The 16,023-nt window shown below is 70.5% G+C and carries 8 protein-coding genes, 1 tRNA gene and 1 rRNA gene; 1 reads left to right on the forward strand and 9 read right to left on the reverse strand.

Annotation, left to right across the window (positions count from 1 at the left end; translation table 11 throughout):
• Positions 1-23 precede the first annotated feature (23 nt).
• The 6 genes from pgsA to ACZ4TG_RS22465 form a co-directional block, all read right to left on the reverse strand.
• On the reverse strand, positions 24-692 hold the full coding sequence (gene pgsA / locus ACZ4TG_RS22440; RefSeq protein ID WP_468165455.1) for a CDP-diacylglycerol--glycerol-3-phosphate 3-phosphatidyltransferase: 669 nt from the start codon (positions 690-692) through the stop codon (positions 24-26).
• Positions 689-2,182: a 30S ribosomal protein S12 methylthiotransferase RimO gene (gene rimO, locus ACZ4TG_RS22445; RefSeq protein ID WP_468165457.1), complete on the reverse strand. Its 1,494-nt coding sequence runs from the start codon at positions 2,180-2,182 to the stop codon at positions 689-691. The genes pgsA and rimO overlap by 4 nt, the downstream gene beginning before the upstream one ends.
• Positions 2,183-2,307: 125 nt before the next feature.
• A complete protein-coding gene (locus ACZ4TG_RS22450; protein WP_468165496.1) occupies positions 2,308-3,201 on the reverse strand; it encodes a helix-turn-helix domain-containing protein in 894 nt (297 codons plus the stop codon).
• Positions 3,202-3,418: 217 nt separating this feature from the next.
• Positions 3,419-6,232 carry an FtsK/SpoIIIE family DNA translocase gene (locus ACZ4TG_RS22455; protein ID WP_468165460.1) on the reverse strand — a complete coding sequence of 938 codons (2,814 nt, stop codon included), beginning with the start codon at positions 6,230-6,232 and terminating at the stop codon, positions 3,419-3,421.
• A 158-nt stretch (positions 6,233-6,390) separates the two neighbouring features.
• Positions 6,391-7,071, reverse strand: a complete 681-nt coding sequence (locus tag ACZ4TG_RS22460; protein ID WP_468165462.1) for a response regulator — start codon at positions 7,069-7,071, stop codon at positions 6,391-6,393.
• A gap of 274 nt (positions 7,072-7,345) precedes the next feature.
• Positions 7,346-12,877, reverse strand: a complete 5,532-nt coding sequence (locus ACZ4TG_RS22465; protein WP_468165464.1) for a HAMP domain-containing protein — start codon at positions 12,875-12,877, stop codon at positions 7,346-7,348.
• A 168-nt stretch (positions 12,878-13,045) separates the two neighbouring features.
• Between ACZ4TG_RS22465 and ACZ4TG_RS22470 the strand changes: the two genes are divergently transcribed.
• Positions 13,046-15,631: a SpoIIE family protein phosphatase gene (locus ACZ4TG_RS22470; protein ID WP_468165466.1), complete on the forward strand. Its 2,586-nt coding sequence runs from the start codon at positions 13,046-13,048 to the stop codon at positions 15,629-15,631.
• An 11-nt stretch (positions 15,632-15,642) separates the two neighbouring features.
• On the opposite strand, the gene ACZ4TG_RS22475 is transcribed toward ACZ4TG_RS22470, so the two are convergent.
• From ACZ4TG_RS22475 to rrf, 3 genes are all read right to left on the reverse strand, one after another.
• Positions 15,643-15,786 (reverse strand): hypothetical protein, encoded by a 144-nt coding sequence (locus tag ACZ4TG_RS22475; protein ID WP_468165468.1) that lies wholly within the window; start codon positions 15,784-15,786, stop codon positions 15,643-15,645.
• Positions 15,787-15,852: 66 nt separating this feature from the next.
• Positions 15,853-15,925, reverse strand: a tRNA-Thr gene (locus tag ACZ4TG_RS22480).
• Positions 15,926-15,930: 5 nt separating this feature from the next.
• Positions 15,931-16,023: ribosomal RNA gene (gene rrf, locus ACZ4TG_RS22485) — 5S ribosomal RNA — on the reverse strand; the annotation flags it as partial.

Here is a 16,023-nt window from a genome sequence, read left to right on the forward strand (position 1 = left end):
GGGAGAATCACCCGCAGAGTCCGTCACCTCGCGGCCCGCTCCGCGGCCTGCTCCGCCGCCAGACCCTTGCGCCGGAGCACGACGGCCTGCCGGATGTAGTCCAAACCGGTGACGACGGTCAGCACGACGGCCACCGCCATCACCCAGAACCGCAGGGTCGCCAGCGGCCCGGTCAGCGCGAGCACGTACATGCCCACGGCCGTGCCCTGGGCGAGCGTCTTCATCTTGCCGCCCCGGCTGGCGGGGATCACGCCGTAGCGGATCACCCAGAAGCGCAGCAGCGTGATCCCCAGCTCACGCCCGAGGATCACTCCGGTGACCCACCAGGGCAGCTCGCCGAGCCAGGAGAGACAGATCAGCGCCGAGCCCATGATCGCCTTGTCGGCGATGGGGTCGGCGATCTTCCCGAAGTCCGTGACCAGGTTGTACGTCCGGGCGAGGTGCCCGTCGAAGATGTCCGTGATCATGGCGACGGCGAACGCCGCCCACGCCCAGGCCCGCCAGGCGGGGTCGTAGCCCCCGTCGGCGAGCAGCAGCAGGACGAATCCCGGCACGAGCACGAGCCGGATCATCGTCAGGATGTTGGCGATGTTCCACAGGCTGGCCTGGTTGACGGCCGCAGCCCCGAGCTTCGCGCCGGGTGCGGGCCGGCGGCCGGTCCCGCCCGCCGCAGATGCCGGGACTCCGGTCATCCGGCCGCCTCCTCAAGATCCATGCCCAGGGGCTCGGCCACCAGGTCCACACCGAGGGTGCCGACCACCTTTGCCGTGACGATACGCCCGGGGACCAGGCCCGCGCCGTCCGTGAAGACGACCTGGCCGTCGGTCTCGGGAGCCTGGTGGGCGGCGCGCCCGTAGGCGCCCTCGCCCTCCTCCGCCTCGTCGAGCGGCACGACGGTCTCGACGAGCACCTCCAGGGTCTCCCCGATCCGCTCCTCCGCGCGCTGCGAGGTCAGCTCCTCGGCGAGCCGCTGCATGTGCGCCAGGCGCTGCGCGATGGTCTCCTCGTCCAGCTTGTTCTCGTACGTGACGGCCTCGGTGCCGTCCTCGTCGGAGTAGCCGAAGACGCCGATGGCGTCGAGCCGGGCGTGGGTGAGGAACCGCTCCAGCTCGGCGAAGTCCGACTCGCTCTCGCCGGGGAAGCCGACGATGAAGTTGGACCGGACACCTGCCTGCGGTGCCTTGGTGCGAATGGTGTCCAGCAGTTCCAGGAAGCGGTCGGTGTCACCGAAGCGGCGCATGGAGCGCAGCACGTCGGGCGCCGAGTGCTGGAAGGACAGGTCGAAGTACGGGACGACCTTGGGGGTCGAGGTGAGGACGTCGATCAGTCCGGGCCGCATCTCGGCGGGCTGCAGGTAGCTGACGCGGACGCGCTCGATTCCGTCCACCTCGGCCAGCTCGGGCAGCAGGGTCTCCAGCAGGCGGATGTCGCCCAGGTCCTTGCCGTACGAGGTGTTGTTCTCGGAGACCAGCATGATCTCCTTGACGCCCTGCTCGGCGAGCCAGCGCGTCTCGCCCAGCACGTCGCTGGGGCGGCGGGAGATGAAGGAGCCGCGGAAGGACGGGATGGCGCAGAAGGAGCAGCGCCGGTCGCAGCCGGAGGCGAGCTTGACCGAGGCGACGGGGCTCTTGTCCAGGCGGCGGCGCAGGGGCGCGCGCGGCCCGGAGGCGGGCGCGACGCCCTCCGGGAGGTCCGCGGGGGCGGCCTCCGGCTCCTGGGCGTGGCCGGGCAGGGCCACCTCGGCGTCCTGGCGGGCGGCCGGGCTGATCGGCAGCAGCTTGCGCCGGTCGCGGGGGGTGTGGGAGGCGTGGATGCCTCCGTTGAGGATGGTCTGGAGGCGGTCGGAGATGTCGGCGTAGTCGTCGAATCCGAGCACGCCGTCGGCCTCGGGGAGCGCTTCGGCGAGTTCCTTGCCGTAGCGCTCGGCCATACAGCCGACGGCTACGACGGCCTGGGTCTTGCCGTGATCCTTGAGATCGTTGGCTTCCAGCAGGGCGTCTACGGAGTCCTTTTTGGCGGCTTCGACGAAGCCGCAGGTGTTGACGACGGCTACGTCCGCATCGGCGGCGTCCTCGACGAGCTCCCAGCCATCCGCCGCCAAGCGGCCTGCGAGCTCCTCCGAGTCCACCTCGTTACGGGCGCAGCCAAGAGTGACAAGGGCGACGGTACGGCGTTCGGGCATGGACTCAAGACTACTTCGTCCCGGCGTCGGCCCCCGCCCCAAGTCCCGGTACAGCAAGATCCCCGGGGCCGGCGGCAGGCGTCGCGCGGGGTCCCGGGGATCTGGAATTTCGTATTCCGTGCTGGTCAGCCCGCTTGGGCCTGACCCTGGCGCGGGTCGTCCTTGGTGTATGTGAGGCGTTGCACCTGACCCGACTGGAAGTTGTCCTTGATCTCCTTGCCGTTCACGAAGAGCTTGACGGCCCCCGCGTCGCCGAGTACGAGGTTGACGGAGTCCTTGTCCGTGAACGTCTTCGACTCACCCTGCGCGAGGGTTCCGTCGAACAGCAGTCGCCCGCTGTGGTCCTTCGCGGAGATCCAGCTCTCGCCCTCCTCGGCCGTGAGGACCACCGTGACGAGGTCCTTGGGCGCGGCGGCGATGGCGCTGTCCGAAGGCTCCGGCTTGGGGGCCTGCGGGGTCTGGGGGGACGGCGCGGCCGGCTTCCCGGCCTGCTTGGGAGCGGGCTGAGGGGAGACGGAACCTTCCGCCACCGGCTTCTTGGTCTTCTCGTCGCCCCCGCTGAAGGCGGTGAAGCCCACGAAGGCGATCACCGCGACGATGGCGGCGACCATGGCGGCGGTCCAGTTGGGCCGCTGCCGTTCGGGGCGGATCCGCTCGGCTTCGAACATCGGCGCGGCGGGGGTGGGTGCCGGCCGGCCGCCGTGGGCCGCGTCGTAGGCGTCGACCAGGGGTGCCGGGTCGAGGTCGACGGCGCGGGCGAGCGTACGGATGTGACCGCGGGCGTAGACGTCGCCGCCGCACCGCGTGAAATCGTCTTCTTCGATCGCGTGCACGATCGGGATGCGCACGCGGGTGGTGGAACTGACCTCGTCGACAGTGAGCCCGGCGGCGATCCGGGCCTTCTTGAGGGCCGTCCCGATGGACGGACCTTCGACGGAGCGTTCGACGAGGCGGTCCTCGGACCGGTCGTCGGTCGAAGGCCGCTCTTCTTCGGGGGAGTTGGCGTTGCCGATGGACACGAGGGCGCCTTTCGAGCGTGTAGCCACCTGCTGGATTCCCAGTCTAGGGGGGTGACGAAAGGGTGGAGCAACCGGAGGGTGGGCTCCCTACGCCATCCGAATGGCGAAGGGGAGTCCATGGCGGTGCGCGGCGGACGGCGGCGGCGCGCCGGGGCGTGCCGCCACCATCTCCCTCAACTTGACGCACGCCCGGGGGAAACGGTTGCCCGCCGATCCCTTACGGGTGAGCCTCCCCGCGGATGACGGCCAGGACTCCGTCCAGCTCGTCGGGTTTCACCAGTACGTCGCGCGCTTTCGAACCCTCGCTCGGGCCGACGATCCCCCGCGATTCCATGAGGTCCATGAGCCGCCCGGCCTTGGCGAAGCCGACCCGCAGCTTGCGCTGGAGCATCGAGGTGGAGCCGAACTGGGTGGAGACCACCAGCTCCGCCGCCTGGCACAGCAGGTCCAGGTCGTCGCCGATCTCCTCGTCGATCTCCTTCTTCTGCTTCTGCCCGACGGTGACGTCGTCGCGGAAGACGGGGGCCATCTGGTCCTTGCAGTGCTGGACCACCCCGGCGATCTCGTCCTCGGTGACGAAGGCGCCCTGGAGGCGGATCGGCTTGTTCGCACCCATGGGCAGGAACAGCCCGTCACCCTTTCCGATCAGCTTCTCGGCGCCCGGCTGGTCCAGGATGACCCGGCTGTCCGCGAGCGAGGAGGTGGCGAAGGCCAGCCGCGAGGGCACGTTCGCCTTGATCAGACCGGTGACCACGTCCACCGAGGGCCGCTGGGTGGCGAGCACCAGGTGGATGCCGGCCGCGCGGGCCAGCTGGGTGATGCGGACGATGGAGTCCTCGACGTCGCGCGGGGCGACCATCATCAGGTCGGCGAGCTCGTCGACGATCACCAGCAGGTACGGGTAGGGGTTGAGCTCCCGCTCGCTGCCCGGCGGCAGTTTGATCTTGCCGTCCCGGATCGCCTGGTTGAAGTCGTCGATGTGCCGGAAGCCGAAGGCCGCCAGGTCGTCGTAGCGCAGGTCCATCTCGCGCACGACCCACTGGAGGGCCTCCGCGGCCCGCTTGGGGTTGGTGATGATCGGCGTGATCAGGTGCGGAATGCCCTCGTACGCCGTCAGCTCCACCCGCTTGGGGTCGACGAGCACCATCTTCACCTCGTCCGGGGTGGCCCGGATCATCACCGAGGTGATCAGGCAGTTGATGCAGGACGACTTGCCGGAGCCGGTGGCGCCGGCGACCAGTACGTGCGGCATCTTGGCGAGGTTGGCCATGACGTAGCCGCCCTCGACGTCCTTGCCGAGCGCGACCAGCATCGGGTGGTCGTCCTCGGCCGCGTCCGCCAGGCGCAGTACGTCGCCCAGGTTGACCATCTCGCGGTCGGTGTTCGGGATCTCGATGCCGACCGCCGACTTGCCGGGGATCGGACTGATGATCCGTACGTCCGGCGAGGCCACGGCGTAAGCGATGTTCTTCGCCAGCGCGGTGATCCGCTCGACCTTCACGGCCGCGCCGAGCGTCACCTCGTAGCGGGTCACCGTCGGGCCCCGGGTGAAGCCGGTGACCGACGCGTCGACCTTGAACTCCGTGAAGACGTTCGTCAGGGAGGCGACCACCGCGTCGTTGGCGGCGCTGCGGGTCTTGCCGGGCCCGCCGCGCTCCAGCAGGTCCAGCCGCGGCTTGGCGTACGTGATGTCCCCGCGCAGCTGGAGCTGCTCGGCGCGGGGCGGCAGCGGCTGGGGTTCCGGCGGCGCCTTGGTCAGGTCCGGTACCGACAGCGTCCCGGAGGCCGCGGCGGTGGTGTCGTGCGGCCGCTCGGCCTGCGCGGGCGCCGGGGCCTCGGCCGGCGCGACCGGGGCCCGCTCCTCGCGCGCGGGCGGCACGGGAGCGGTGGTCTCCACGCCCTCGGGCTCCGGGGAGATCCCCTGGGTGAGGTCGGCGACCAGCGGGGAGGGCGGCATTCCGCCGTAGACCACCCCGTCCAGCGCGGCGGCCGCCGCCGCGGCCACGTCGACGGCGTCCATCCCCCGGTCCATGGCGGGCCGGGCGGCGGTCCGCCGCCGGCGCCGGCGGGCCAGCGCCTCCTGCTCCGCCGCGTCGGCGGCGTCCAGCGGTTCGGCGAGGTCGCCGTCCTCGGCGCGGGCCTGCCAGCGCTCGGCGTCATGGCGGTCGCCGCGGTCCTGCCGGCCCTGCCGGCCCTGCCAGTCGGCGCCCTCCGCCTCGCCGTAGCCCTCGTCGTACTCGTTCGGCTGGATGATCCCGAGCCGGATCCCGAGCCGCCGCAGCCGCTGCGGGATCGCGTTGACCGGGGTGGCGGTGACCACGAGCAGCCCGAAGACCGTCAGGAGCACCAGCATGGGGACGGCCAGCGGTGCGCCCATGGTGAAGATCAGCGGCTTCGAGGCGCCCCAGCCGATGAGCCCGCCCGCGTTCTGCATCGCGGTCGTGCCCTCGTCCCGGCCGGGGGCCCCGCAGCCGATGTGGACGAGGCCCAGTACGCCGATGACGAGGGCGGACAGGCCGATGCCGATCCGGCCGTTGGCGTCGGTCTGTTCGGGATGCCGGATGAACCGTACGGCCATGACGCCCAGCAGGATCGGCACGAGCAGATCCAGTCGCCCGAAGGCACCGGTGACCAGCATCGTGACCAGATCCCCGACGGGACCGTTCAGGTTCGACCAGGTTCCGGCGGCCACGATCAGCCCGAGTCCGAGCAGCAGCAGCGCCACGCCGTCCTTGCGGTGGGCGGGGTCGAGGTTCCGGGCACCCCGGCCGACCCCGCGGAAGATCGCGCCGACCCCGTGCGCGAGACCGAGCCAGCAGGCGCGCACCAGCCGCACCACGCCGCCCGTCGGGGACGGCGCGGGCTTGGCCGCGACCTTCTTGACCGGGGCGCGCTTGGCCGCCGCCGGCTTCTTCGCGGGAGGCTTGCGCGCGGGAGCCGTCTTCTTCGCCGGCGCCGTCGTCCGGCCGGTGCGGCCCTTCGCAGTGCCCGCGGTGCTCTGGGAACCCTTGCCGGACGTACGTGAGGCCATGGGCCCGAGGTTACCGGTGCGCACGCCGGTGGACACGCGTGCCCACCCCTTCACCCGTTCGTGTCGCCGACCCCGTCAGCGCTTTGACGCACCGCCAGGCCGGGAACGGGCCCCGGCGGGCCCGTTCGACGGCCCGCCGGTTCAGCGCCCCGCGGCGCTCAGTTCTGGTGGGGCAGCGTCGCCGCTCCCCCGCCGGCCCCCGGTTCGAGCGCGTCCAGGGCCCGCCGCAGTCCGGTCAGCTTCCGCTCCAGATGGGCCGCGGTCGCCACCACGGCGGCGTCGGCCGATTCCTCGCCCAGCTGCTTCGTCAGCGCCTCGGCCTGCTCCTCGACCGCCGCGAGCCGCGCGGAGAGCTCGGCCAGCAGCCCGGCCGTCTCCTTGCTGCCCTCGCCGCCCGCCTCGCCGCCCTCCAGCTGGAGCCGCAGCAGCGCCGCCTGCTCGCGCAGTTGGCAGTTCTTCGTGTAGAGCTCCACGAACACCGAGACCTTGGCCCGCAGCACCCACGGGTCGAAGGGCTTCGAGATGTAGTCCACCGCCCCCGCCGCGTAACCGCGGAAGGTGTGGTGAGGACCGTGATTGATCGCGGTGAGGAAGATGATCGGGATGTCCCGGGTCCGTTCCCGCCGCTTGATGTGCGCGGCCGTCTCGAAACCGTCCATTCCCGGCATCTGCACATCCAGCAGGATGACCGCGAAATCGTCCGTCAGCAGCGCCTTGAGCGCTTCCTCCCCCGACGACGCCCGGACCAGTGTCTGATCGAGCGCGGAGAGGATGGCCTCCAGCGCCAGCAGATTCTCCGGCCTGTCGTCGACCAGGAGGATCTTGGCCTTCTGCACCATGCCCTGTCCTCCTCGCCCCGGCATGGGGCCTCCCCGGCTCCTGGCACCGGCGTGTACGCCGGGCCCCGCCCCAGAGGACGGCATCCTTGCGCCGTCCGTCCTTGTGCCGGTCATCGTAGCCCCAGTCCCGAGATCGCCACACCCTGTCACCAGGATGTCACTGTGCACGAAGCAGAAACGTGGTGGGAGAGCAGAAGGTTCCCCGTATCCCGCCCTCCCACACCGCCTTGGCCACAGTGAGTCAGCAATTGATATCAGTACAGCCGCCGGACGATCACTTCCCGCGCATCCACTGCTCCATCACGGACAGCAGGTAATCCGGTTCCACCGGCTTGGTGACGTAGTCGGAGGCACCGGAGTCGATCGCCTTCTCCCGGTCCCCCTGCATCGCCTTCGCCGTCAGCGCGATGATCGGCAGCCCCGCGAACTGCGGCATCCGCCGGATCGCCGAAGTCGTGGCGTACCCGTCCATCTCCGGCATCATGATGTCCATCAGCACGACCGTCACATCGTCGTGCTGCTCCAGCACTTCGATGCCCTCACGGCCGTTCTCCGCGTACAGCACCGCCAGCCCGTGCTGCTCCAGCACACTGGTCAGGGCGAAGACGTTGCGCACGTCGTCGTCCACGATCAGCACCTTCTCGCCGTGGAAGTCGTACGTCCTCGGCGCCGCCGGAAGTTCGTCCCCCGCACCGCCCCAGCCGTCCTCGGGCCCCTGCGCGTTCGGCTGACCCGGCACCGCCGTCCGCGGCTCCAGGTCGCTCAGCGACTTGCGCCGACGCCGGAACAGCGCGGCCGGACCGCCCTGCTGGCCGCCCCCGCCCGCCTCGGCCACCGGCAGCGCGGGCCGCGCCGGCCGGTCCAGCACCGGCGCCACGGGCACGGGCGCCGCCGGGAGCGCCTGCGGCGCCGGCCGCTCCTCGCCCGGCCGGCGGTACTCGCCGCGCGCCCCACCGGGCGTCGGCGGCGCGTACCCCTGCGGCGGCAGCTCACTGGGGTGCAGCGGCAGGTACAACGTGAACGTCGAGCCCCGGCCGGGCTCGCTCGCCGCGTGGATCTCCCCGCCCAGCAGCCGGGCGATCTCCCGGCTGATCGACAGCCCGAGACCCGTACCGCCGTACTTGCGGCTCGTGGTGCCGTCCGCCTGCTTGAACGCCTCGAAGATCACCAGCATCTTGCTCGCCGCGATCCCGATCCCGGTGTCGGTCACCGAGAACGCGATCAGGTCCGCGTCCGCCTCGCGCAGCGAACCCGCCTCCAGCAGCTGCTCCCGGATCGCCGTCGGCACATCGGATCCGGCGGGCCGGATCACCAGCTCAACCGCCCCGGTGTCCGTGAACTTCACCGCGTTGGACAACAGGTTGCGCAGCACCTGGAGCAGCCGCTGCTCGTCGGTGTGCAGGGTCGCCGGAAGCTCCGGGGAGACCCGTACCGAGAAGTCCAGGCCCTTCTCCGCGGTCAGCGGCCGGAAGGTGGCCTCCACGTAGTCCACGAGCTGGACCAGCGCGATCCGCGTCGGCGAGACGTCCATCTTCCCCGCCTCGACCTTCGACAGGTCGAGGATGTCGTTGATCAGCTGGAGCAGGTCCGAGCCCGCCCCGTGGATGGTCTCCGCGAACTCCACCTGCTTCGGCGACAGGTTCTCGTCCGCGTTGTCGGCCAGCAGCTTCGCCAGGATCAGCAGCGAGTTCAGCGGCGTGCGCAGCTCGTGCGACATGTTCGCCAGGAACTCGGACTTGTAGCGCATCGACACCGCGAGCTGCTCGGCACGCTCCTCCAGGACCTGCCGCGCCTCCTCGATCTCGGTGTTCTTCACCTCGATGTCGCGGTTCTGCTGCGCCAGCAGCTCGGCCTTCTCCTCCAGCTCGGCATTGGCCGCCTGGAGCGCCTTCTGCCGGTTCTCCAGCTCGTCGGACCGCTCGCGCAGCTGCTCGGTCATCTCCTGCGACTGCTTCAGCAGCATCTCCGTCTTGGAGTTGACGCTGATCGTGTTGACGCTCGTACCGATCATCTCGGCGATCTGGCTGAGGAAGTCCTTCTGGATCTGGGTGAACGGCGTGAAGGAGGCCAGCTCAATGACACCGAGCACCTTCCCCTCGAACAGCACCGGCAGCACGATCACATGCGCCGGCGGAGCCTCGCCGAGCCCCGAGGAGATCCTCAGGTAACCCGGCGGGGTGTTCTCGACGAGGATCGTCCGCTTCTCCTCCGCGACCGTCCCGATCAGCCCCTCCCCCGGCCGGAAGGAAATGGGCATCTGGCCGCCCGCGTACGCGTAACTCCCGCGCATCCGCAGCTCGTACGAACCGTCCGCGCCGCCCTCCGTCCCGATCTCGGTGGTCCCCCCGGCCGGCAGGGCGAGGAAGAAGGCCCCGTGCTGCGCGGAAACCACCGGAGTGAGCTCGCTCATGATCAGCGAGGCCACGTCGTCGAGCTCCCGGCGGCCCTGCATCAGGGCGGAGATCCGGGCCAGGTTGCCCTTGAGCCAGTCCTGCTCCTTGTTGGCCAAGGTGGTGTCGCGCAGGTTGACGATCATCGTGTTGATGTTGTCCTGGAGGACCTGGATCTCGCCCGCCGCGTCCACGTCGACCTTCAGGCTCAGGTCGCCGCGGGTCACCGCGGTGGCCACGGCCGCGATCGCGCGCACCTGCCGGGTCAGGTTCCCGGCCATCTCGTTCACGGACTCCGTCAGGTCCCGCCACGTGCCGTCGACGTCACGGACGCGCGCCTGGCCGCCCAGGATGCCCTCGGTACCCACCTCACGGGCCACCCGGGTCACCTGGTCCGCGAAGGACGACAGCTGGTCGACCATCGTGTTGATCGTGGTCTTGAGCTCCAGGATCTCGCCGCGCGCGTCGATGTCGATCTTCTTGGTCATGTCGCCCTTGGCGATGGCGGTCGTGACCATGGCGATCTGCCGCACCTGCCCGGTGAGGTTGGAGGCCATGAAGTTCACCGAGTCGGTGAGGTCCTTCCACGTCCCCGAAACACCCGGCACGTGCGCCTGACCACCGAGACGGCCCTCCGTACCCACCTCACGGGCCACGCGCGTCACCTCGTCCGCGAAGGACGACAGGGTCTTCACCATCGTGTTCACGGTGTCCGCGAGCTGCGCGACCTCGCCGCGCGCCTCGACGGTGACCTTCTTCGTCAGATCACCGTTGGCGACCGCCGCCGAGACCTGCGCGATCCCGCGCACCTGCGCCGTGAGGTTCCCGGCCATGGTGTTGACGTTGTCGCTGAGGTCCTTCCAGATGCCGGTGACCCCGCGCACCCGGGCCTGACCGCCGAGGATGCCCTCGGTGCCCACCTCGCGCGCCACCCGGGTCACCTGCTCCGCGAACGAGGAGAGCTGGTCCACCATCGTGTTGACCGTGGTGACCAGTTCCAGGATCTCGCCCTTGGCATCGACCGTGATCTTCTTGGACAGATCACCCATCGCGACCGCCGTGGTCACCTCGGCGATGTTGCGCACCTGCGACGTCAGGTTGTTCGCCATGAAATTGACGGACTGGGTCAGGTCCTTCCAGGTGCCGGAGACACCCTTCACCTCGGCCTGACCTCCCAGAATGCCCTCGGTGCCCACCTCACGGGCCACCCGCGTCACCTGCTCCGCGAAGTTCGAGAGCTGGTCGACCATCGTGTTGAGGGTGTTCTTCAGCTCCAGGATCTCGCCGCGCGCGTCCACGTCGATCTTCTGCGACAGGTCACCGCGCGCCACCGCCGTCGCCACCTGCGCGATGTTGCGCACCTGCGAGGTCAGGTTCCCGGCCATGCCGTTCACCGAATCGGTCAGATCGCGCCATACGCCGGCCACCCCCGGCACCTGCGCCTGACCGCCGAGACGGCCCTCCGTACCCACGTCCCGGGCCACCCGGGTCACCTGCTCGGCGAAGGCCGACAGCTGGTCGACCATCGTGTTGATGGTGTTCTTCAGCTCCAGGATCTCGCCCCGGGCGTCCACGTCGATCTTCTGCGACAGGTCGCCCCGCGCCACCGCGGTCGTCACCTGGGCGATCTGCCGCACCTGGGACGTGAGGTTGCCGGCCATGAAGTTGACGGAGTCGGTGAGCTCCTTCCAGGTCCCCGACACGCCCTCCACCCGCGCCTGGCCGCCGAGGCGGCCCTCCGTACCCACGTCCCGCGCCATCCGCGTGACCTGGTCGGCGAACGAGGACAGCTGGTCCACCATCGTGTTCACGGTGTTCTTCAGCTGGAGCATCTCGCCGGAGACGTCCACGGTGACCTTCTGCGACAGATCGCCGTTGGCCACCGCCGTCGTCACCTGCGCGATGTTGCGGACCTGCCCCGTGAGGTTGCGGAAGGCGGTGTTCACCGAATCGGTGAGGTCCTTCCACGTCCCCGCGGCCCCCGGCACCTGCGCCTGACCGCCCAGCTCACCCTCGACACCGACCTCGCGGGCCACCCGCGTCACCTCGGCGCCGAAGGACTGGAGCTGGTCCACCATCGTGTTGACGGTGTTCTTCAGCTCCAGCATCTCGCCGGCCACGTCCACCGTGACCTTCTGCGACAGATCGCCGTTGGCCACCGCCGTCGTCACCGTCGCGATGTCCCGCACCTGCGTGGTCAGATTGCGGAAGACCGTGTTCACCGAATCGGTGAGGTCCTTCCACGTCCCCGCGGCCCCCGGCACCTGCGCCTGGCCGCCGAGCGTGCCCTTGGCACCGACTTCGCTGGCCACGCGCGTGACCTCGTCCGCGAAGGTCCGCAGCGTTTCGGTCATCTGATTGATCGTTTCGGCCAGCTGCGCCACCTCGCCGCGCGCGCTGACCCGCACCTTCTGCGACAGATCGCCGTTGGCCACAGCGGTGGTGACCTGCGCGATCCCGCGCACCTGGGCGGTCAGGTTCCCCGCCATCGTATTGACGGAGTCGGTCAGGTCCTTCCACACGCCCGCGACCCCGGGCACCTTCGCCTGACCGCCGAGCTCGCCCTCCGTACCCACCTCACGGGCGACCCGGGTCACCTCCGAGGAGAACGACGACAGCTGGTCCACCATCGTGTTCACGGTGTTCTTCAGCTGGAGCATCTCGCCGGCCACGTGCACCGTGACCTTGCGCGACAGATCGCCCTTCGCCACCGCCGTCGTGACGAGAGCGATATCACGCACCTGAGCGGTGAGCCGGTAGGCCATCGTGTTGACGGAGTCGGTCAGGTCCTTCCAGGACCCCGACATTCCCCGCACCTGGGCCTGCCCGCCGAGCTTGCCCTCGGTACCCACCTCCAGCGCCACGCGCGTCACCTCGTCGGTGAACGCGGACAGCTGGTCGACCAGGTTGTTGACCGTACGCCCGACCTTCAGGAACTCCCCGCGCAGCGGATGCCCTGCCCCGTCGGCCGTCTGCGTCCGCAGGTCCATCCGCTGGTCCAGATCGCCCTCGGCCACCGCCGACAGCACCCGGCCCACCTCGGACACCGGCCGGGCCAGATCGTCCACCAACTGGTTCGAGGCATCGATCGCAGCGGCCCAGGAGCCCTCACAGGCACCTGTTTCAAGCCGTTCGCTGAGCTTGCCCTCGCGGCCCACCATCCGCCTGACCCGGGACAGCTCCCCGGTCAAGTGGAGATTCCGGTCGGCGACCTCGTTGTAGACGGCGGCAACCTCCGCCATCACGCCCTCGCCGGACACCGTCAGCCGCTTGCGGAAATTGCCGTCCCGCATCGACACCAGGGCCGTGAGCAGCCTGTTCAGAGCGGCGGTATCGACTTCCGTCGTACCGCTGCGCCGGGACCGACCGCCCTTGGGTCGCGTTCCCGTACGCCGCACCGCTGCGCCAGACTCCACCGTGTCCCTCCCGAAAGGGTCGACCGCTGTTCCACCAGGTACCCGACTATCCACAACCCGGCTCTTCAAGCCTGCCCAGTGTTTCACCCTGGCCGAACCAGGCCATAACACTTCGGCACCATCGCACACCGGCCGTACCCTGCGGAGGGAATCCCGGACGACGGCACCATGCGAACCGCGAAGGTAAGTAACCTGGCACCCGATGTCCAACCGCGTCGAAGGAGACTCGTGATCACGGCACGGGCGGCTGCCAGTTTCGATCCCCAAGGGCGCTCGGTCGCCGGCGCCCGCGCGTTCGTCCGCGACACCCTCCACGGCTGGGGGTTCGCGGACATCGTCGACGACGCGGTCGTGCTGACCAGCGAGCTCGTCACCAACGCCGTGGTCCACGCCGGAACCCGGGCCGAGGTCCTGTGCCTGCGCGCCGAGGACGGCGTACGCGTCGAGGTCGCCGACCGCTACCCGGAACGCGAGCTACCGCTCCAGCACCCCGGCGAGCGCCCGTACGCCGACCCGGACCGCGAGAACGGCCGCGGCCTGATGCTCTGCGCCGCCCTCGCCACCCGCTGGGGCGTCGAGTACACCGCCACCCGCAAACACGTGTGGTTCCGGCTCGACCTCCCAGACCGGCCGGTCGGTACCCGCTCCGCCGGACCCGTCGTCCCCGACCAGCTGCTCCCCCTCGCCGACAGCCGGGTACGCGTCGCCGTCCTCCAGATCGACGCCTCCGGCGCCGTCTCCGCCTGGAACGAGGACGCCGAGCACGTCTTCGGCTACCCCGCCGAGAAGGCCGTCGGCCGCCCGCTCGCAGAGCTGGCCGCCTGGCCGCAGACCCCCGGCACCGGCACCGGCATCGCCGAGGCCCTGCGCCTGTCCCGCTGGGAAGGCAGCTACGGCATCCGCGGCTCCGACGGCCGCGTCATCCCCGTCTACGCCTCCCACCTGCGCGTCCGCGACGCGCACGGCGAGCCCTCCATCGTCTGCCTGCTGGTCCACGACGACGAGCGCGCCCTGCTCCAGAGCCCCGTACGGGTCCCCACCTCCGACGCCGGCCCGCTCACCGAGCCCCGCCCCGCGGACCCCTTCGAGGTGTTCATCGGCTCCCCCGCCCCCGACGACCTTGACGGCCTGCTCCAGCGCACCGTCGAACGGGCCCGCGACATGCTCGACGCCGACTCCGCCTTCCTGCTCCTCGCCACCGACGACGAGACCGAGCTGGAGGTCCGCGCCACCACCGGCCTGCCCTCCACCCGCCAGCGCTTCGCCCGCGTCCCCGTCGAAGCCGGCACCAACCGGTACGGCTCCGCCCGGATGCCCGCCGTCCACGACGACCTCGCCGCCGTCCCCGGAGCCGTCCCGCTCCTGGAAGCCACCGGCATGCGCTCCGCGGTCACCGTCCCGCTCAAGGTCGAAGGCCGCCTCACCGGCTCCCTGGGCGTCGCCACCGAACACCCCGGCCGCTACTCCAACGAGGACGCCCTGCGCCTCCAGTTCGCCGCCGACCGGATCGCCCTCGCCGTCGAGTCGGCCCGCCTCGGCGAACTGGAACGCCTGCGCCGCGGCTCCCTCTCCTTCCTCGTCGAGGCCTCCGACCTGCTCGCCGGCACCCTCGACCGGGACCAGACCCTGGCCCTCATGGCCCAGATGACCGTCCCGACCCTGGCCACCTGGTGCGCCGTCTACACCATCGCCGACCAGGCCTCCGACCCGTACCTCTCCTACGTGCTCCACGAGGACGAGGAGCGCATCGACGGCCTCAAGGCCCTGCTCTCCCGAGTCAGTCCGCCCGACCCGGTGCGCGAGGCGGGCGCCCGCCCCTGGCCCGAAGCGGCCCGGGCGGTGGGCGGCGAGACGGTGGTCCTGCCACTCCTCGCACGCAACCGCGTCATCGGCATGCTCACCCTCGGCAAGCCGTCCGAGGAGCACTTCCGCCAGGAGATCCTCGAACTCGCCGACGACCTCTCCCGCCGGGCCGCCCTCGCCCTGGACAACGCCCGCCTCTACTCCGAGCGCACCGCCATCAGCCGCTCCCTCCAGCGCAGCCTGCTGCCCCCCGGCTCCCCCGCGATCCCCGGCATGGAGGTCGAGGTCATCTACCGCGCGGCCGGCGAGGGCAACGAGGTGGGCGGCGACTTCTACGACGTCTTCCCCATCCGCGACGGCGCGTACGGCTTCGCCATCGGCGACGTCTGCGGTACGGGCCCCGAGGCGGCGGCGGTCACCGGCCTCGCCCGGCACGCCCTGCGCCTCCTGGCCCGCGAGGGCCTGGGCGGCCCGGCGGTGCTGGAACGCCTGAACGCGGCCATCCTCGACGAAGGCGCCCGCAGCCGCTTCCTCACCCTCCTCTACGGCGAGCTCCACCCGCAGCCCGACGGCGGCGCCCTGATGAAGGTCGTCTGCGCGGGCCACCCCCTCCCGCTGCGCCTGCGCCCGAACGGCGAGGTGCTCCCCGCCGCGGACCCCCAGCCCCTGCTGGGCGTGATCGACGACCTCGAACTCTACGAACAGACCCTGACCCTCGACCCGGGCGACGTGCTGCTCTGCGTCACGGACGGCGTCACGGAACGCCGCGAGGGCACCCGGATGCTCGGCGACGACGGCCTCGCGGAAGTCCTCACCACCTGTACGGGCCTCACCGCAGGAGCCGTCGCCTCCCGCGTCCTGCGCGCGGTGGAACGCTTCGCCGCCGAACCCGCCTCGGACGACATGGCCATCCTCGCCTTCCGGGTCCCCCACCAGCGCGAAAGCGACTGACCGTACGGGTCTCAGAGGTAGCCGGCGGTGGCGCGGACGCTCCCGAACCGCGGGAAGAGCCGTTCCACCGCGAACGGCGTGCTCGTCCGCCGCGAATCCCGGCCGTGGTCGCCGGCGGCCCGGGCCGTGGACTCCACGCCCATGGTGGTCTCCACCAGGCCGCTCCCCGGGGACACAACGCAAAAAGGCCCCCGCCTGATGGCGGGGGCCTTCTTTGTCTGAGCCCTTTAACGGAATCGAACCGTTGACCTTCTCCTTACCATGGAGACGCTCTACCGACTGAGCTAAAAGGGCGGGTTGTTCGGCGGCGTCCTACTCTCCCACAGGGTCCCCCCTGCAGTACCATCGGCGCTGAAAGGCTTAGCTTCCGGGTTCGGAATGTAAACCGGGCG

The organism is Streptomyces sp. NPDC028314, assembly GCF_055565795.1.

Excerpts from the sequence above, each read along its gene's own strand:
- pgsA (WP_468165455.1), bottom strand. The coding sequence starts at position 692 with ATGACCGGAGTCCCGGCATCTGCGGCGGGCGGGACCGGCCGCCGGCCC.
- rimO (WP_468165457.1), bottom strand. The coding sequence starts at position 2,182 with ATGCCCGAACGCCGTACCGTCGCCCTTGTCACTCTTGGCTGCGCCCGT.
- ACZ4TG_RS22455 (WP_468165460.1), bottom strand. The coding sequence starts at position 6,232 with ATGGCCTCACGTACGTCCGGCAAGGGTTCCCAGAGCACCGCGGGCACT.
- ACZ4TG_RS22460 (WP_468165462.1), bottom strand. The coding sequence starts at position 7,071 with ATGGTGCAGAAGGCCAAGATCCTCCTGGTCGACGACAGGCCGGAGAAT.
- ACZ4TG_RS22470 (WP_468165466.1), top strand. The coding sequence starts at position 13,046 with ATGCGAACCGCGAAGGTAAGTAACCTGGCACCCGATGTCCAACCGCGT.